17 protein-coding genes are annotated in these 18,321 nt (G+C 68.3%); 10 read left to right on the plus strand and 7 right to left on the minus strand.

The annotated features are described in order from the left end of the window. Positions 1–3: 3 nt before the first annotated feature. Together AC3B5T_RS17100 and bluB are read right to left on the minus strand one after the other, a co-directional pair. Positions 4–1,344: a glycoside hydrolase family 183 protein gene (locus AC3B5T_RS17100; RefSeq protein ID WP_488357763.1), complete on the minus strand. Its 1,341-nt coding sequence runs from the start codon at positions 1,342–1,344 to the stop codon at positions 4–6. Between the two features lie 98 nt (positions 1,345–1,442). Then, entirely contained in the window at positions 1,443–2,081 is a 639-nt protein-coding gene (gene bluB / locus AC3B5T_RS17105; protein ID WP_488357764.1) for a 5,6-dimethylbenzimidazole synthase, read from the minus strand. A gap of 191 nt (positions 2,082–2,272) precedes the next feature. Between bluB and AC3B5T_RS17110 the strand changes: the two genes are divergently transcribed. Next, the gene (locus AC3B5T_RS17110; protein ID WP_488357765.1) at positions 2,273–3,781 is read left to right on the plus strand and encodes a YifB family Mg chelatase-like AAA ATPase; all 1,509 of its coding nucleotides are present in this window, start codon (positions 2,273–2,275) and stop codon (positions 3,779–3,781) included. Beyond that, the gene (dprA, locus tag AC3B5T_RS17115; RefSeq protein WP_488357766.1) at positions 3,778–4,905 is read left to right on the plus strand and encodes a DNA-processing protein DprA; all 1,128 of its coding nucleotides are present in this window, start codon (positions 3,778–3,780) and stop codon (positions 4,903–4,905) included. The genes AC3B5T_RS17110 and dprA overlap by 4 nt, the downstream gene beginning before the upstream one ends. Positions 4,906–4,907: 2 nt before the next feature. Here the strand turns inward: dprA and AC3B5T_RS17120 are convergent, their stop codons facing one another. Beyond that, positions 4,908–5,486, minus strand: coding sequence for a TetR/AcrR family transcriptional regulator (locus tag AC3B5T_RS17120; protein WP_010841497.1), 579 nt, complete (start codon positions 5,484–5,486; stop codon positions 4,908–4,910). 159 nt (positions 5,487–5,645) lie between these two features. Then, positions 5,646–6,905 (minus strand): IS256 family transposase, encoded by a 1,260-nt coding sequence (locus tag AC3B5T_RS17125; RefSeq protein ID WP_205334498.1) that lies wholly within the window; start codon positions 6,903–6,905, stop codon positions 5,646–5,648. Between the two features lie 205 nt (positions 6,906–7,110). On the opposite strand from AC3B5T_RS17125, the gene AC3B5T_RS17130 reads away from it, so the two are divergent. After that, positions 7,111–7,977 carry a siderophore-interacting protein gene (locus AC3B5T_RS17130; RefSeq protein WP_488357768.1) on the plus strand — a complete coding sequence of 289 codons (867 nt, stop codon included), beginning with the start codon at positions 7,111–7,113 and terminating at the stop codon, positions 7,975–7,977. A gap of 85 nt (positions 7,978–8,062) precedes the next feature. Continuing rightward, on the plus strand, positions 8,063–8,947 hold the full coding sequence (locus AC3B5T_RS17135; RefSeq protein WP_488358782.1) for a tyrosine recombinase XerC: 885 nt from the start codon (positions 8,063–8,065) through the stop codon (positions 8,945–8,947). A gap of 27 nt (positions 8,948–8,974) precedes the next feature. On the opposite strand, the gene AC3B5T_RS17140 is transcribed toward AC3B5T_RS17135, so the two are convergent. Then, positions 8,975–9,460: a M23 family metallopeptidase gene (locus AC3B5T_RS17140; protein ID WP_488357770.1), complete on the minus strand. Its 486-nt coding sequence runs from the start codon at positions 9,458–9,460 to the stop codon at positions 8,975–8,977. 355 nt (positions 9,461–9,815) lie between these two features. Between AC3B5T_RS17140 and rpsB the strand changes: the two genes are divergently transcribed. Both rpsB and tsf read left to right on the plus strand, forming a co-directional pair. Then, positions 9,816–10,637 carry a 30S ribosomal protein S2 gene (rpsB, locus tag AC3B5T_RS17145; RefSeq protein ID WP_010841493.1) on the plus strand — a complete coding sequence of 274 codons (822 nt, stop codon included), beginning with the start codon at positions 9,816–9,818 and terminating at the stop codon, positions 10,635–10,637. A gap of 56 nt (positions 10,638–10,693) precedes the next feature. Further along, positions 10,694–11,518: a translation elongation factor Ts gene (gene tsf / locus AC3B5T_RS17150; protein ID WP_488357772.1), complete on the plus strand. Its 825-nt coding sequence runs from the start codon at positions 10,694–10,696 to the stop codon at positions 11,516–11,518. 54 nt (positions 11,519–11,572) lie between these two features. Here the strand turns inward: tsf and AC3B5T_RS17155 are convergent, their stop codons facing one another. Together AC3B5T_RS17155 and AC3B5T_RS17160 are read right to left on the minus strand one after the other, a co-directional pair. Further along, complete coding sequence (locus AC3B5T_RS17155; RefSeq protein ID WP_488358783.1) at positions 11,573–13,159, minus strand: MFS transporter; 1,587 nt, start codon at positions 13,157–13,159, stop codon at positions 11,573–11,575. Between the two features lie 95 nt (positions 13,160–13,254). Further along, positions 13,255–14,676: a condensation domain-containing protein gene (locus AC3B5T_RS17160; RefSeq protein ID WP_488357774.1), complete on the minus strand. Its 1,422-nt coding sequence runs from the start codon at positions 14,674–14,676 to the stop codon at positions 13,255–13,257. A gap of 301 nt (positions 14,677–14,977) precedes the next feature. Here AC3B5T_RS17160 and AC3B5T_RS17165 point away from each other — a divergent pair, with 301 nt between their 5' ends. The 4 genes from AC3B5T_RS17165 (at position 14,978) to AC3B5T_RS17180 (ending at position 18,296) form a co-directional block, all read left to right on the plus strand. Continuing rightward, the gene (locus AC3B5T_RS17165; RefSeq protein WP_488357775.1) at positions 14,978–16,009 is read left to right on the plus strand and encodes an alpha/beta hydrolase; all 1,032 of its coding nucleotides are present in this window, start codon (positions 14,978–14,980) and stop codon (positions 16,007–16,009) included. An 88-nt stretch (positions 16,010–16,097) separates the two neighbouring features. After that, entirely contained in the window at positions 16,098–16,832 is a 735-nt protein-coding gene (gene pyrH / locus AC3B5T_RS17170; RefSeq protein WP_010841488.1) for a UMP kinase, read from the plus strand. 58 nt (positions 16,833–16,890) lie between these two features. After that, positions 16,891–17,448, plus strand: coding sequence for a ribosome recycling factor (gene frr, locus AC3B5T_RS17175; protein WP_010841487.1), 558 nt, complete (start codon positions 16,891–16,893; stop codon positions 17,446–17,448). Beyond that, a complete protein-coding gene (locus tag AC3B5T_RS17180; RefSeq protein WP_014926477.1) occupies positions 17,445–18,296 on the plus strand; it encodes a phosphatidate cytidylyltransferase in 852 nt (283 codons plus the stop codon). Before frr ends, AC3B5T_RS17180 begins: the two co-directional genes overlap by 4 nt. The last annotated feature ends 25 nt before the right edge of the window (positions 18,297–18,321 follow it).

Here is an 18,321-nt window from a genome sequence, read left to right on the forward strand (position 1 = left end):
GCGTCAGAGCTTGCTCAGGTCGGTGCGGATCAGCATCACGTTGTAGTCGCTCCAACGCGATGCGTTGAAGTACAGGTCCTTCGAATCCCCCTGCAGCGCGGGGGAACCGGGGAGCATCATCGGTCCGTAGACGACGAGGGCGCCGCGGGGCACGATGGTCTTCGGTGCGCTCCACGGGCCTTCGGGACGGTCCGCGGTGCGCAGCGTGATGTCGTTGTCGCCGTCGAGCATGATGTATTTCTCGAGATAGGGACTCCAGGCGACCGAGAGTTCGGTGACCGGTTGACCGACGACGATCGCGGAGCCGTCGTCGGGGATCGCGGCGATGTCGTCCACCCAGCCGCGGCTCTTCCCCGCCCAGTATTCGTACGCGTTCAGTGACAGGATGTCCGCCGGCCGGAAGCGGGCGAGGAACGCGGCGCCGAATCGCCCGTTCGGCGTGCCGTACTGGTAGACGTACTCCGCGTCGGGGGTCCCGGCCCGGCCGCGGACGTAGGCGTTCTGCTGGAACTTGCCGTTGTTGAACTCGATCGGGCGGAACTCGCCGGGAAGTCGGAGTGACACCGGCGCATTGATGAGGATGGTGTCCTGGTCGGTGACCCAGGTCTGGCCGTTGTCGTCGGAATGGGCGATGGCCGAGAAGTTGGTGACCCAGTTGCCCGGCGAACCCCACGATCGCACCGACATGTAGTTGACGTACTGGCGGAAGCCGTCGCCGTGCGGGAGGGAGATGGCCGCGGTCGGGATGGTCGTGACCTCGACGTTGGAGATCCCGACCGACGGGATGAGCTCCTGCGCGTAGTGGGGTTGGCCCGGCGCGATCACCGAACCCGAGGTCACGTCGCCGGCGCGACCGTCGGGAACCGAGAGGCCGTTGGCGAGGTTGTCGTCGTCGGTGCGGAGGAGCACGTTGTGTCGCCACTGCTGCCCTGGTGCGTTGCAGTTGCCGAAGGTGTCCCCGAAGGCCATCAGGGTCTGTCCGCGGCCGTTGTCCCAGGCGACGCCGAGATCGGTGCCCCCGATCCCGAACCGGCTGTACGTCCGGTTGGCGCTGAGCGGGCCCGTCACCCACCCGACGGTGCGGGACTTGGACCCGACATAGGGGACCAGCGGCGCCTGGGGACCCGGGTTCGGGATGCTCGAGCCGCCGGAGGACCCCGCCGAGCCACTCGAACCACTCGATCCGCTGGAGCCGAAGCCGAGGACACTCGATCCGGTGCTCGCGTTGCCGCAGGGTGCGGCGTGGGCGACGCCGGCGCCGGTCGTCAGGGCGATCGTGGTACCGCTGAACGCGATGACCCCGGCGAGTGCCAGCCGGACACTCGTGGTGAGACGGCTCGACACGCACGCCCTCCAGTTACTCTTGTGACAGAAGTGATTGACGTGACTATTGTTACTGGTGTTGTGCACAAACGTGTGGTCGAGGCGGTCACGATCTGGTGTCAGCGCACGAAGTGGCGCTCCTCAGACGCAGTCCGAGCCTGCCAGCCGACACGTTCGAGTTCGGGCGTCTCCGAGTCGTGGGCCGGGTAGCCGATACACAGGTAGGCGACCAGCTTCCATTCGGACGGGACCGCGAGAGCCACGGTCACCCGATCGGGTTCGATGATCGACACCCACCCCACCCCGACGCCCCGGGCCCGCGCCGCCAGCCAGAGTGTGGAGATCGCGGTGACGACCGAATACTCCAACGTCTCGGGCACTGTTTGTCGGCCGAGTCCCTGGCCCTGGGCGACAGCGGGTTCGCAGAACACGGCGAGGTGGACGGGAGCGTCGTCGAGACCCGCGAGCTTGAGTGACGAATACAGCTGTGCGCGCTCGCCCGTGTAGCCGTCGAGCGCATCGGCATTGCAGCGGGTGAAGCTGTCGCGCACCGCCTTTCGGGCCGTGGTGGACCGCACTTCGACCCAGCGCCACGGCTGGCTGTTGCCCACCGACGGCGCGAGTTCGGCCGCGTCGAGGATCTGGGGCAGCAGATGTGGTTCCAGTGGCTCGCGGCTGAAGCGACGGACGTCGCGTCGCCATCGCAGCAGCCGGTCGAGATCACCGACGAACGCATCGTCGAAAGTTCCGTGGTTCATCGGTTGTCGAGCCTAGTCAAGCGCCTCGGCAGGTAGCGCGGCTCCCTCGCGTGCGCTCCCGACAATCGCGTTCGCACCGAGGCGAACCTCGAGGCGTGACCATGGTGGACAACCACGGCCTCATCCACAGATCAGCTATCCGAGCCGTTAGGGACCGCCCGCCATACCCGGTCATTGGCGACACTGTGCCCATGTTGGGACAAACACAGGCGGTGGGGCTCAATGCCTTTGCCGCGCGGGTGGTCGATGTGCAGGCGAGTGTGAGTTCGGGTCTGCCGGGCTTCGCGGTCACGGGCAATCCGGATCCGTCCGTGCGAGAAGCGCGGGATCGGGTGCGGGCTGCGATCAAGAATTCCGGGTTCAGTTTTCCCGAGCTGAAGGTGACGGTGGCGTTGTCGCCGGCCGACATGCCGAAGATCGGTTCGGGGTTCGATCTGTCGATGGCCGTCGCGATTCTGGCTGCCACCCAACAGGTGTCGGCGGAGAAGTTGTCGTCGACGGTCTTCCTGGGCGAGCTCGGTCTGGACGGCACCGTACGGCCGATCCGCGGGGTGTTGCCGGCGGTGATCGCCGCACGGCAGGAGGGATACCGGCGGGCGGTCGTGCCGATCGAGACCGTCGCCGAGGCGGCGCTCGTCGAGGGGATGGACGTCGGCGGCGCGACGAGTCTCAAAGAGGTGACCCAGTGGCTGGCCGGAGACCATGTGCTCGACACGGTGCACGACGCGACGGTCTCGCAGGCGCCACCGATTCCGGACATGGCCGATGTGGTTGGGCAGCAGGAGGCCCGGCATGCGCTCGAGATCGCCGCGGCCGGAGCACATCACGTGTTGATGACGGGATCGCCGGGAATCGGCAAGACGATGCTCGCGCGGCGGCTGCCGGGCATCCTGCCGCCGCTGGGTCTCGAGGACTCGCTGGAGGTGACGGCCATCCACTCCCTGGTGGGGGAGCTGTCGCCCGGACGTCCACTGATCGCCGACCCGCCGTTCGTCGCCCCGCACCACAGTTCGACGACCACGGCACTCCTGGGAGGTGGCACCGGTTTCGCGCGTCCGGGTGCAGTGTCCAAAGCACATCGGGGAGTGCTGTTCCTCGACGAATGCGCCGAGATGAGTGTCAAAGCCCTGGAATCCCTGCGCGAGCCATTGGAAGACGGCGAGGTGCGAGTCCCGCGTCGCGACGGCGTCGCATCGTATCCCGCACGCTTTCAGCTCATCCTCGCGGCGAACCCGTGCCCGTGCGCGCCCGCCCACGATGTGGACTGCGTGTGCACGGCCGTCGTCCGGCGGCGCTACCTGGGCAAGCTGTCGGGGCCTCTGCTCGACCGCGTGGACATCCGGGTGCGCATGGACCCGCCGGGGAACACCGCGCTGATGAGCGGTGCCGGGGAGTCGAGTGCCGACGTCCGCGCCCGGGTCACCGCGGCGCGTGCCACCGCGATCGAGCGGTGGGCGGAGTTCGGATGGCGTACCAACGCCGAGGTCCCCGGGTCCGCGTTGCGCCAGCGGTTCCGGCTGCCACCGGACGTACTGCGGCCCATCGAACTGTTCCTCCGCGACGGCCGCGTGACGGCGCGCGGCGCCGATCGGGCACTGCGGCTGGCCTGGACCCTCAGCGATCTACGCGGATCCGAGCGTCCCGTCGAAGACGATGTCGCGCAGGCACTTCTGTACCGAGACCGAGGAGCGACCTGGTGACCGCCCATCCTGCCGAGTCCATCGCCTGGGCCTATCTGGCGAGGGTCGCCGAACCGCCCTGTGCCGCGGTCATCGCGCTCGTCGACGACATCGGCCCCGTCGAGGCCGCGTCGGCGATCCGCCGGCGCACCGTGCCCGCCGGTCACGACGAGGTGCTCGCCGCGACCGCGGCCCGATGCGATTCCGACTGTGCATCACAGGATCTCGACGCCGCCGAGCGGATCGGTGCGCGCCTGGTGACCCGAGCCGACCCGGAATGGCCGGCCTGGTCGCTGCTGGCGCTGGGGCGGGCCGACACCGCGGCGCGCGGTGGCGAACCGCTCGCGCTGTGGGTGCGCGGCCCGGCCCGGCTCGACGACCTGGCCGCGGCGTCGGTCGCGTTGATCGGGTCGCGCGCCGCGTCGTCCTATGGCGAACACGTCACGCAGACGCTCGCGTCGGGAGTGTCGGCACATGGTTTCGCGGTGCTGTCCGGCGGAGCGTTCGGCATCGACGGTGCTGCCCACCGCGCGGTTGTCGCGGCGGGCGGGGTGACCGCGGCGGTGATGGCCTGTGGGATCGATCGGGACTACCCGGCGTCGCACTCGGCTCTGTTGGCCGCGATCGCGCGCACGGGCGCGGTGATCAGTGAGTACCCGCCGGGGACGACGGCCGCCAAACACCGGTTCCTCACCCGGAACCGCCTGGTCGCGGCGATGAGCGGTGCGACCGTGGTGGTCGAGGCGGGGCGACGGTCCGGCGCGGCGAACACCGCCGCGTGGGCGCGCAAGCTCGGCCGGCCCCTCGGCGCGGTACCCGGCCCGGTCACGTCGGCGACCTCGGTCGGCTGCCATCGGATGATCGCCGACGAACTCGCGGTGCTGGTCTCCGACGTCGCGTCGGTCGTCAACCTGGTGCGCCCCGACGGTGGCGGTGACATCGGCCGCGGCCGCGCGAAACCGACCGACGGGCTCGACGCCGAGCAGCTGCGGGTCCACGACGCCATTCCCGGCCGCGGCGGCGTGGGGATCGACGAGATCGCGTTCGCCGCGGGCCTCGACATCGGGGTGGTGCGGTCGGCGCTCGCGCACCTCGACGTCACGGGACACGTGCAGAACGTCGACGGACGGTGGCGCCTGGCGTGACCTCAGCGGCGGGTGAGGATGTCGATGATGACATGCAGATCTTCGACCGTCGCCTCGTTGAGACGGCCGTGCGCATGGACGTAGCCGATCCCCGCGTACAGCAGTGTGGTGGCGCGAGCGTGTGCCTCGGCCTCGGAGAACCCGAGTTCACGCATCGCGGAGATCGCGATCGCAAAGATCCGGCAGTCGAGCCGGTCGACCGAATCCGCGATTGTCGGATCGGTCTCGGCCCACCGCCGCAGGGCCGACTCCATCGCCCGGCGACGTGGATCGGACAGCAGTCGCGCCAGCGCGTCGACACGTTCGATCGGCGGCAGTGACTCGAGCGACTCGATCCGGGCGGCCGCTGCCGACTGCGCTTGCCGACAGTGCTCGGCGAGCGCGGTCTTCAGCGCACCGATGTCGGTGAAGTGCCAGTAGAAGCTGCCCTTCGTCACGCCGAGCCGGGCGCTCAGGCGTGAGATCTTGAGGGCGTCGATGCCGTCGTCGACCAGGATCTGCGTCGCCGCCTCCAGCCAGTCGTCGACGCTGAGCCGTGAACCGCGGCGCGGGGTGGATTGATCCACGGGCTGATCCGGCATGGAATCACCTCTGGTCGGGTCTCACGACGTCTGATTTTAGTAATGGCAAAGTCTCAGATGCACATCGCTTGATCAGTAGAAAACCTTACAACTGCGGATGGGTGGTTCGGGTCAAGCCCCTGGTAGTGGTGTAACTGGTTTTTGATCCTTCGTTGGTGATCAGGCGGGTAGTTGCATCAGTTCATCGGTGCTCACCTCCGTGGTCGAGCTGGTGCCGGTGTCGGTGGTCAGTGTGAGGCGGCAGCGGCTCAGGACTTCGAGTCCGAGGTAGCGGCGTCCTTCGGCCCATTCGTCGGTCTGCTCGGCCAGGACCGCCCCGATGAGGCGGACGATGGCGTCCCGGTTGGGGAAGATGCCCACGACGTCGGTGCGGCGGCGGATCTCCCTGTTGAGCCGTTCGGTGGGGTTGTTGGACCAGATCTGGCGCCATACGTCGTCGGGGAACACGGTGAAGGCCAGCAGGTCTTCGCGGGCATCGCCAAGGTGGTCAGCAACGTCGGGCAGCCTGCCTTCGGTGTACTCCAACAGCCGATCGAACTGCTCGTTCACCGCGGTGGCCGTGGGTTGGTCATACACGCTGTGCAGCATCGCTTTCACGGCCGGCCACATGGACTTGGGGCACACGCCCATGAGGTTCGCCGCGTAGTGGGTGCGGCACCGCTGCCACGCTGCACCGGGCAGGTTCGCCGCGATCGCGTCCACGAGCCCGGCGTGGGCATCGGAGGTCACCAGCCGCACCCCGCCCAGTCCGCGGGCCACCAGGTCGGCGAAGAAAGTGTTCCACGAGGCCTTGGTCTCACTGGTGGCGACCTGCATCCCGAGGACCTCGCGGTGCCCGTCGCCATTGACCCCGGTGGCCAGCAGGACGGACGCCTTGACGACCTGGTTGTTCTCGCGGACCTTGATCGTCAACGCATCGGCGGTGACGAACGTGAACGGGCCGGCATCGTCCAGGCGGCGGTGCCGGAACGCGGCCACCTGCTCGTCCAGGTCGGCGGCCATGCGTGAAACCTGCGACTTTGACAGTGAGTCGATGCCCAGGGTCTTGACCAGCTTGTCCATCCGGCGGGTGGATACCCCGGCCAGGTAGCAGTCCGCCACGACGGTGATCAGCGCGGACTCGGCCCGCTTGCGGCGCTCGAGCAGCCATTCGGGGAAGTAGCTGCCCGAGCGCAGCTTCGGCACCGCGACGTCGACGGTGCCGACGCGGGTGTCCAGGGGCCGGTGCCGGTAGCCGTTGCGCCGGTTGGTGCGCTCGGCGGTGCGGGCGTTCCACTCGGCGCCGCACACGCTGTCGGCGTCGGCGGACAGCAGGGCGTTGATCATGGTCTGCAGCAGCTCGCGCATCAGATCCGGTGATGCGTCGGATAGGGCTTGGCCAAGTAGGCCTGCAGGGTCGACAATATGGGGTGCGGTCATCGTGATGACTCCTCGAGGATTCTTTAGACGGTTGACTCGAAGGATCACACGGTGGCCGCTCTACATCCGTGTACAACACGTAGCTGCAGGCGATCTCGGCCACCGAGTTACACCACCCTATGGGGCACTACTGTGGTTCGCTCGGCTAAAGCTAAGGGTCCCCTAAACGGAGGGGCGTAAGGTGACCTCTGAAAAGGGAGGTTCGATGGCGAAACGCGTGAACACGATGACGGTGCTCCGAAGCGAGCGGATCAGTCCGCACTTCGTGCGCCTGTACCTGGGCGGTGAAGGGTTCGAGGACTTCCAGCCGGCAGTCGGCAAGTCCGGGGAACCCGACACCGACATGTATGTGAAGTTCATCTTCGCACCGCCGGGTGTCAGCTACCCGGAGCCGTTCGATCTGCAGGAGGTCCGTGCCAACGAGCCCCCGGAGCGTCAGCCGGTGCTGCGGACCTACACCGTTCGCCGCGTCGATGCGGCCGCTCGTGAGCTCGTCGTCGACTTCGTCGTCCACGGGAGCGAGGGCATCGCCGGTCCCTGGGCGGCCACGGTCGGCTCGGGCGAGACGATCCGCTTCATCGGACCGGGCAGCGGTTATCGCCCGCGTGCGGACGCCCCCTGGCACCTGCTGGCCTGCGACGAGGCCGGCCTCCCCGCGGTCGCCGCTGCCCTCGAAGCGCTTCCCGCCGACGCCGTCGCCAAGGTGTTCATCGAGGTCGCCGGACCCGAGGACGAACTCGATCTCGACGCGCCAGCCGGGGCGGAGATCACGTGGGTGCATCGCGGCGGGCCCGCGGGCGAGGTCGACGACTCACTCGCCGGCGACAACGCGCCGCTGATCGAAGCGGTCCGCGCCACGGAGTGGCTCGACGGCGAGCCCCACGTGTTCATCCACGGTGAGGCGCAGGCGGTCATGCACAATCTGCGGGCCTACGTCCGCAAGGAGCGCGGAGTGGGGGCGGCGAACGCCTCCATCTCCGGATATTGGCGGCGCGGACGGACCGAGGAAGGCTTCCGCCAGTGGAAGGCCGACCTGCGGGCCGAGGAGGAAGGGGTCGGCGCCCAGGGCTGACGACGTCTGGGGATCGGGCATCGATTCGGCCACGACGCCGCGTGTGCGGTTGCACCCGGATGCCCGACACGATGAGGTCGTGACCATGCTCGACGACTTCGCCGACCACCTGCGCCTGGAGAAAGGGCGCAGTGAGCACACGATCCGTGCCTACGTCGGTGGCGCGCGCGCACTGGTCTCGTTCGCCGGTGCCCGGGGTGTCGCGGTCGGCGACATCGATCTCGCCCTACTGCGGGCCTGGCTCGCCGAACTGACCCGGCGCGGGGCGGCGCGCACGACCGTGGCCCGACAGGTCTCGGCGGCGAAGACCTTCTGCGCGTGGGCGGTCCGGGAGGGGTATCTGGCCACTGACCCGTCGCAGCGACTGAAGGCGCCCAAGGCCCACCGGACGCTGCCCGCGGTACTGGCTCCCGCCCAGGCCGAGGCCGCGATCGCGGCCACCAGCGCGGATCGCGCGCCCGACGACCCGCTCGCACTGCGCGACCGGGCCATCGTGGAATTGCTGTACGCCAGCGGGATTCGCGTGGGGGAGTTGTGCGGGCTGGACGTGGGCGACGTCGACGCCGACCGGCGGGTGATGCGGGTGATCGGCAAGGGGGACAAGGAACGTTCGGTCCCGTACGGCGAGCCGGCCGCGCGCGCGGTCGAGGATTGGCTCCGCGCCGGGCGCCCGGCTCTGGTCACCGACGCCTCGGGGGCGGCGCTGCTCCTCGGCGCCCGCGGTGGTCGGCTCGACCAGCGGATGGCGCGCTCGGTCGTGGCACGCGCGGTCGCCGCGAGCGGCGGGCCGGCGACCGGACCGCACGGACTCCGGCACAGCGCCGCCACACACCTGCTGGAGGGCGGCGCCGACCTGCGCGTCGTCCAGGAACTACTCGGTCACTCGTCGCTCGCGACGACGCAGATCTACACCCACGTGAGCGTCGAACGCCTACGCGCCGTCCACCGTCAGGCGCACCCCCGCGCCTGAGGCGCATCCGTTCGGCCCGTCCGGCGGTCATCCGACCGGTTTGAGCCGGACTCGCACCGCGCCGAGCAGACCCAGGGGGTCCAGGTAGTCCGCTCCGCGACCGCTGCCGCGCCGTGCGCCCCAATGCAGGCAGACGAGCACCGGGCATCCCGGATGCCCGCCGATCACCGTCCCGATGATCTCGCCGCGTGAGACGTGGTCGCCAGCGTCGACGCCGGCCTCGACCGGCTCGTATGTGGTGATCACGCCGTCGGGATGCGACACCGAGACCAGCGGCCGCCCGGCGACGGTTCCCGCGAACCGCACCCGGCCCGCGCCTGCCGCACGGACGGCCTGGCCGGGCCCGGCGGCGAGGTCGACGCCCCGATGTCCCGGCTGCCACCGCTTCTCGGGCTCGTCGTAGGCCGTCACGACGGTCGGCCGGGGCGCCAGCGGTACCGTGTACGCCTCGCCGGAGGCGGCCGTGACGACCGGAGCGGCGAACCAGAGGGCGGCGAGCAGGATGGCGGCCACGAAGCGTGGCGTTGGAGTTCGCACGGTGGTTGGACGCACCGGAGGCCGAGTGGGATCCGCCGGGTCGGCGACCCGATGCCGGATCCGTCCCCCGACGTGGGCGAAGGCGTTTTGGTGTTCGTTCCGTGGCGGCGTAAACTTCTGACCGCACCTCATCGCGCGTTGGTGAGGTGACTTCGCGCGCCTGCATTCAGTTCTGTGCCGCTCGGGGCTTCGACGCTCTGACCAGCACAGTCGACGGACACACGCCAAGTGAGCAGTCCCGGACGGCCCAAGCCGTATCGGGTGGCACTCGGCCGCAGGCGCCAGGGTCGGTACCGACGGTGCCGACGACAACTGCGAGAAAAGGACGATCATGGCTGTCGTGACCATGAAGCAGCTGCTGGACAGCGGCGCACACTTCGGGCACCAGACCCGCCGGTGGAACCCGAAGATGAAGCGATTCATCTTCACCGACCGCAACGGCATCTACATCATCGATTTGCAGCAGACGCTGACCTACATCGACAAGGCGTACGAGTTCGTCAAGGAGACCGTCGCCCACGGCGGCACCATCCTCTTCGTCGGCACCAAGAAGCAGGCCCAGGAATCGATCGCCGCAGAGGCGACCCGTGTCGGCATGCCGTACGTCAACCAGCGCTGGCTCGGTGGCATGCTCACCAACTTCTCGACCGTCCACAAGCGCCTGCAGCGCCTGAAGGAGCTCGAGACCATGGAGCAGACCGGTGGCTTCGAGGGCCGCACCAAGAAAGAGATCTTGATGCTGACCCGCGAGAAGAACAAGCTCGAGCGCACGCTCGGCGGTATCCGCGACATGGCCAAGGTCCCCTCGGCCGTGTGGGTCGTCGACACCAACAAAGAGCACATCGCCGTCGGTGAGGCACGCAAGCTGAACATCCCGGTCATCGCGATCCTGGACACCAACTGCGATCCCGACCTCGTCGACTACCCGATCCCGGGCAACGACGACGCCATCCGCAGCGCAGCGCTGCTCACCCGCGTCGTGGCCTCGGCCGTGGCCGAGGGTGTCCAGGCCCGTGCCGGTGCCGCCAGCGGCGACGCCAAGCCCGAGGCCGGCAGCGGCGAACCGCTGGCAGAGTGGGAGCAGGAACTGCTGACCCAGGCCGCAGCACCGGCCGGCGGCGACGCCGCGGCCGACGCACCGGCTGCTCAGTAGTCCCCACTGCTCTGCAGTCCGGTCCCAACACACTTCCCGAAGGAGGCTCGCCAACGATGGCGAACTACACCGCAGCTGATGTGAAGCGTCTCCGTGAGCTCACCGGCTCTGGAATGCTCGACTGCAAGAACGCGCTGGCCAACAACGACGGCGATTTCGACAAGGCCGTCGAAGAACTGCGCATCAAGGGCGCCAAGGACGTGGGCAAGCGCGCCGAGCGCTCCACCGCCGAGGGCCTGGTCGCGGCCAAGGACGGCGCGCTCATCGAGATCAACTCCGAGACCGACTTCGTCGCGAAGAACGGTGAGTTCCAGCAGCTCGCCGACGACATCGTGAACGCGGCGGCCGCGGCGAAGACGAACGATCTCGCCGAGCTGAAGAAGGCTCCGCTCGGCGACGGCACCGTCGATGAGGCCGTGGCGGCACTCTCGGCCAAGATCGGCGAGAAGCTCGAGCTGCGTCGCGTGGCCTACTACGACGGTCCGGTGGCCGTGTACCTGCACAAGCGTGCATCCGATCTGCCCCCGGCCGTCGGCGTGCTCGTGTCCTACACCGGCGAGGGCGCGGGTGCCGAAGAGGCCGCCCGCGGCGCCGCCATGCAGGTCGCTGCTCTCAAGGCGCGCTATGCCACTCGCGACGAGGTCCCCGCGGACGTCGTCGAGAACGAGCGTCGTATCGCCGAGCAGACCGCCAAGGAGGAGGGCAAGCCCGAGCAGGCTCTGCCCAAGATCGTGGAGGGTCGCGTCAACGGCTTCTACAAGGACGTCGTGCTGCTCGACCAGTCGTCGGTCCAGGACTCCAAGAAGACCGTGAAGGCACTTCTCGACGATGCCGGCGTGACCATCAAGGGCTTCACCCGGTTCGAGGTCGGCCAGGCCTGATCGAACTCGCCACACATCGCCCCGTCTCCGCCGAGGAGACGGGGCGATGCGCGTTCACGGGGACTGTCGCGTCCGTAGCGCTGTCGTGAGCACCGCGATCGCGACGGCGACGAGACCCAACGTCACCAGGGTCGTCCGCAGGGCGGCCAGGAAAGTCCGGGCCGTCACCGACCGTGCCGCGTCCTGGGTCCACGGCCGCGCCTGCGCCGCGACCGCCGCGATCGCCGGCGACACCGGGCCGCCCGCGCAGGCCGGCGCCGGTCGCTCCGGATGAGCGGACCTCAGCTGCTCGCCCGCGCAGGATGCGAAACGATCGGCGACCGCCTCATGCAGCACCGGGCGGACCGGTGAGTCGGGCAGCGCCGCAACGAGTTCGGCTCGTACAACCGGAACCGTCTCGGCGGTCTGGCCCGCCACCTGGCCGAAAAAGAACAGGGTGACGACCGCCAGCCCGATCGAGGCGCCGATCTGCTGAACCGTGGGGATCGTCCCGGTTGCCGTGCCCACCGTGGACTCGGTCGTGTCGGACAGGATCACGGCCTGCAACGGTGCGATGAACAGGCCGGTCCCCAGACCGCCGAGTACGAGGGGACCGAGGATGCCGGGCCACGGCAAGGTCTCCACTGCCGGTTCGATGATGATCGCGAGCCAGACGAATCCGGCTCCGACGGCGAGGGACCCGACCGTCAAGGTGTGCGGGGCCGTGAGCCGGACGACCACCCGTGGCGAGCAGAGCGAGCCGACCGCAGCACCGATCGCGAAGGGCAGTGCCAGCATCCCGGTCCGGAACGCCGAGAAGCCGAGTCCGAACTGGGCCGAGATCGACACGGTGAAGAAGAACCCGGCGAACACGCTGAAGAACAGAAGCGACAGGAGAAGCCCGACCGTGAACCGGCGGGAGGCGAACAGTTGTGGTCGCAGCAGGGGAGTGCCACCCCGGGCGTCGACGCGCAACTCGTGAAGGGCGAACAGCGCCAACAGGATTCCGGCCGTCCCGATCATCACCCACAGGATCGGGGGCCACCCCATCTCGCGTCCGAGGGCCAGCGGGTACAGCAGCAGGAACAGCGCCGTCGCCGACATGACCACACCCGGGACGTCAACCCGTCCCGCCGCCGGCTCACGGGCGTCGGGCAGGCGGCGGTGGGCGAGCAGGCAGGAGAGCAGGCCCAGTGGGACGTTGACGAAGAAGATCGCGCGCCAACCCCATCCGAGAACGTCGGCGTCGACGAGGAATCCGCCGACCACCGGACCGAGGATGGCGGCGAGGCCGGCCACGGCCCCGTAGACGCCGAAGACCAGTCCGTGGCGCCTCTTGTCGAAGAGGGCCGCGATGAGCGCCAGGGTCTGCGCAGACATGAGCGCCGCACTGACACCCTGTAACCCGCGAAACGCGATGAGTTCACCCGGCCCGGTCGACACACCGCACAGCACCGATGTGACGGTGAAGGCCACCATGCCGATCACGAACATCCGGCGGCGTCCGACTCGGGCCCCCAGTGTCGCCGCGGTCAGCAGGGTGCAGGCGAACGACAGCGTGTACACCGTCAGCACCAGGAGTTGCTGCGACGTCGACGCGCCGAGGTCCCGGGCGAGATCGGGCAGGGCGATGTTGACGATGGTGGTGTCCAGCATCTGCATGAACACCCCGAGCAGACATCCCGCGAGAGCAGCCCAGGCTCCCGGGCGATCGCCGATCGCGCCGGTCGGCCGCCGTCCCGCCGCGGGGCCGGCGGTCACGGTGCGAGAGCCGGCAGCGAGGGTCGGTAGTCGTCCAGGTCGGCGACCGCCGACATCACCGCGACGAAACGTTCGACGTACTGCGTCACGGACTCATGAGCGATCTCGGTGTCGGGGTACAGCAACGTGATCGAGGTCTCGCCGGAGAACCGGTTGACCCACATGTACACCTCCTCGCTGCTGCCGCGATTACCGAAGAGGCACCCGTTCCCGGCTTCGAAGATCTCGACGCCCGGGAGCTTGCGGACGTCGATGTAGGACACCATCGGCACCGCCCAGCCGGATCGGACCGCGATGCCGTCGCCGGGTTCCACGAGTTCGAGGACCCGGTGGAACGATATGTCGGTCAACTCTTTTCCGGACTCGTAGCTGCGCGCGGCCTCCGGTGCCAGCGAGCGGAACGTGGTGTCGTCGTCGACGGTGAGCGGAACCGGGATCAGACTCGTGAACCAGCCCACCGACTTCAGCTCCGCGGCGCCCGACCTCGTGCTCTTCGGCGTCATCCCGAAATACTCACTCCGGCCGGTGAACTCGGCATAGACGAGGGCGGCTGCCGTCATGATCCCGGCGATCATGTTGGCTCCCAGTTCGCGACAGATCTGTTCGAAACGCGCGGCCGTGGGCTCGTCGAACAGGGTCGAGTTCACGATTGCGCTGCGCGTATACGTCTGCCCGCCGGTGCCGAGCGGCAACGGGAAACTCGGCAGGCGCCCACCGTTCGCCTGCACCAGATCGATCCAGCGCTGGACGTGCGGCGATCGACGGGTCAGCCGGCGCGACACGTCGCGCTCGCGCGCGCAGTAGTCGAGGTAGCTGCCGACCGGGGGCAGCTCGACGTCGCCACCGAAGGCCTCATTCATGTAGAGCGACAACAGGTCCACGCAGGTGATCGCCTGTGAGATCCCGTCGGTGTTGAGGTGATCGGCCGCGGCGTAGAGCGTGAACCCGCCCTCCCACTCGATGGCCCCGAAGGTGAAACAGTCCCAGTTGAACGGCCCCGAGGTCTCGTCCTGCACATGCGTCCGCAGCTGCGGGGCGTCGCGGTCGCCGTATGCGACCGGAACCATGTCGACGACTTCCGGGGGCACGAGATGGCGGAGGACCGAACCGTCGTCCTCCATCGAGAACCAGGACCGGAAACTGTCGTGGCGCCGCACGAACTCGTTGACCGCGATCGTCATCGCGGAGACGTCCAGAGGTGCCGAGACGTCGAACGCCATGAGACAGAGCCGGGCGAAACGGAACCCCGCGGACTCGTTGCGCCAGGCCACCCGCAGGTACTCCTCCTGCTGGTGGGACGGCGGGGAGGGATGCACAGGAGCCCGATCGGCATTCGTCACCGAAGCGAGGGAGGCCACCCAGCTGGTCAGGTGACCGGCGCGGGGCTCCCATTCCTCGATGAGGCCGAACTTCATCATGTGTGTACCTCGATTCGCCTGCGGGAAAGTGGATTCGGCGACCGATGCACGACAGGTGCCCGAGGTTCCCCGGACGGTGGAGCGGCCGACCGGGACGGACCCTACCGCACGGTAACCTCGGCGGTCGCCGAAACAGGGACAACCACGGTGTGATGAGACGCTGTAACAGTCCTCGTCTCTCTGTGTCATCGAATGCCGTTGTGGTGCCGGACGATTGACCCATGTGGACATCCGGCGGTGCGTCGGGCACACTGCCGTGGTTGCGTGTGACGCCGGTCGCACCCGGATGAAGGCGAGGGGTATGGACGACGGGTCTGCCGACGTGGATCGGGCGTGGCGCAGGCACTCGCCGATGCGGGTGGCCGTACTCGTGACCGCGCTGGTCGTCTCGACTCTCGGAATGGTGGTGCCCGCCGCCGCGTCACCCGCGCCCGCTCGCATCGTCGCCGAGACGGTTCAGCGCGGAGGCGAGATCGAGGTCGGCGTCCGGTCCGCCGCGATGCGCCGGGTGGTTCCGGTCAAGGTGTGGCCCGCCCGTGGAACCGGGCCCGCGCCGACGCTCTACCTCCTCAACGGAGCGGCGGGCGGCGACGGAGGGAGCAGCTGGTTCGACCGGACCGACATCCGGACGTTCTTCGCCGACGAGAACGTCAACATCGTCGTCCCGATGGGCGGCGCGGCGAGTTACTTCACCGACTGGCAGCGACCCGACCCCGTGCTGGGGAGGCAGAAATGGGCGACCTTCCTCACCGAGGAGCTGCCGGCAACGATCGACGAGCGCTTCGACGGCACCGGACGCAACGCGATCGCCGGGATCTCGATGGCGGGCACGTCGGTGTTCCAGTTGGCCCTTCACGCACCGTCCGTGTACCAGGCACTCGGCTCGTTCAGCGGCTGTGCCCAGACCAGCGATCCGCTCGGTCAGGCCGTCGTCCGGATGGTCGTCGAGGGTCGCGGCGGCGGGAACACCCTGAACATGTGGGGACCGCCCGACGATCCCGCCTGGCGTGCCAACGACCCGTACCTGCATGCCGAGGAGTTCCGGGGGACGTCGATCTACGTGTCGAACGGGTCCGGGATGCCGGGCCGATACGACACCCTGGACGGTCCCGGTATCGACGGCAACGGCTCCAAGCTGTTCGACCAGATCGCGGTCGGGGCGGTGATCGAGACGGCCACGGCGCAGTGCACGCGGAACCTCCGGCGCCGGATGCGCGACATCGGTGTCCCGGCGACGTTCCACCTCTATGAAGGCGGCACCCACGCGTGGCCGTACTGGCAGGACGAACTGCATCGTGCCTGGCCGCAGTTCGAGGCGGCACTGCGCGGGTGAACTCTCCCGCGGCGCGCACGACGCGTGTCGCGGGTCGATTCCGGTGAAGACGTACGATAGTTCACCGAACCGACGAGTGAGGAAGCCGATGAGTGAAGCGTCCGACCCCATCCGGCGGGATGGATTCCGTAGGGTCTTGCTGAAGTTGGGCGGCGAGATGTTCGGTGGAGGAGAGGTCGGGCTCGATCCCGACGTGGTGGGCACCGTCGCCGACCAGATCGCCGACGTCGTCAATTCCGGTGTCCAGGTCGCCGTGGTGATCGGCGGCGGGAACTTCTTCCGCGGCGCCGAACTGCAGCAACGAGGCCTCGACCGAAGCCGCTCGGACTACATGGGCATGCTCGGAACGGTCATGAACTGCCTTGCGCTGCAGGACTTCCTGGAGAAGCGCGGGATCTCGACCCGCGTGCAGACCGCCATCACGATGGGACAGGTGGCCGAGCCGTACCTGCCGCTGCGTGCACAGCGGCACCTGGAGAAGGGGCGCGTGGTGATCTTCGGCGCGGGCATGGGGATGCCGTACTTCTCCACCGACACCACCGCCGCCCAGCGAGCGCTGGAGATCAAGGCCGAAGTGGTCCTGATGGCCAAGGCGGTCGACGGTGTGTACGACGCCGACCCGCGCACCAACCCCGACGCCACGATGTTCACCGAGATCACCCACCGCGAGGTGCTCGACAAGGAGCTCAAGGTCGCCGACGCGACGGCCTTCAGCCTGTGTATGGACAACAAGATGCCGATCTTGGTGTTCAATTTGCTCCAACAGGGCAATATCGCCCGTGCAGTCGCAGGCGACCGCATCGGCACCCTGGTCAGCACCTGAACCCGACGCCTGACCCTGAGATCGACGAGAACACCGACTGAACGGAACAAGGACGAACATGATCGACGACGCGTTGCTCGACGCCGAGGAGAAGATGGAGAAGGCGGTCAACGTCGCCAAGGAGGACATGGGTTCGATCCGGACCGGGCGCGCCAACCCGTCCATGTTCAACAAGATCAACATCGAGTACTACGGCTCGATCACCCCCGTGACGCAGGTCGCGAGCATCAACACGCCCGAACCGCGCCTCGTCGTGATCAAGCCGTACGAGGCGTCGACGCTGCGTGACATCGAGACCGCGATCCGCAACTCCGACCTCGGGGTCAATCCGACCAACGACGGCACGATCATCCGGGTCGCCGTCCCGCAGCTCACCGAGGAGCGGCGCCGCGAGCTCGTCAAGCAGGCCAAGGGCAAGGGTGAGGACGCGAAGGTCGCGATCCGCAACGTGCGTCGCAAGGCGGCCGACGAACTCAAGCGCATCCAGAAGGACGGCGAGGCCGGCGAAGACGAGGTCACCCGCGCCGAGAAGGAACTGGACAAGACCACGGCGACCTATGTGCATCAGATCGACGAGCTGGTGAAGCACAAAGAAGACGAATTGCTCGAGGTGTGAACGAGGTTCCGCAACGAGGCGGTGAGAAGAAGTCGCGCGCGGGGCGCGATCTGCCGGCCGCCATCGCGGTCGGCGGCACGCTCGGCATCAGCATCATCGCGATCCTGATCTTCGTACCGAAGGTCTGGTACGGCCTCGTGGCGGTCGCCTTCGCGATCGCCACCTGGGAGGTCGTCAAACGCCTCCGGACCGGTGGATACGCGGTGGCGCTCTGGCCGCTTCTCATCGGCGGGCAGGCCATCATCTGGGCGAGCTGGCCCTGGGGTCCGACCGGCGCGCTCGTCGCCTTCGTGGCGACGGTCCTGGTGTCCATGGTGTGGAAGCTCCTCGGGCAAGGCATCAACAATGCGCCGGTCGACTACCTGCGCGACCTCGCGGTCACCGTGTTCGTCCTGGCGTGGCTGCCGCTGCTCGCCTCGTTCGGCGCGCACCTCGTGGTGCAGGACGACGGCGCCGCGCGGGTGGCCACGCTGATGGTCGTCGTGGTGTGCTCCGACGTCGGCGGCTATGCCGCGGGCGTGATGTTCGGCAAGCACCCGATGGCACCGGCGATCAGCCCGAAGAAGTCCTGGGAAGGCATGGTGGGCTCCCTCGTCGTCGGCACCGTCGGCGCCGTCGGTTGCGTGGTGTATCTGCTGGAGAGCCACTGGTGGATCGGCATCATCCTGGGACCGGTCCTGGTGGTCTGCGCGACCCTGGGTGATCTCGTCGAATCGCAGGTGAAGCGCGATCTCGGCATCAAGGACATGGGCACACTGCTGCCCGGGCACGGCGGCATCATGGACCGCCTCGACAGCCTGCTGCCGTCGGCGTTCGTGGTGTGGGTCGTGCTGACCGCACTGCTCTGACCCGCGGGCAAAGGGCGCCGGCGTC

Source organism: Gordonia sp. G4 (assembly GCF_057770005.1).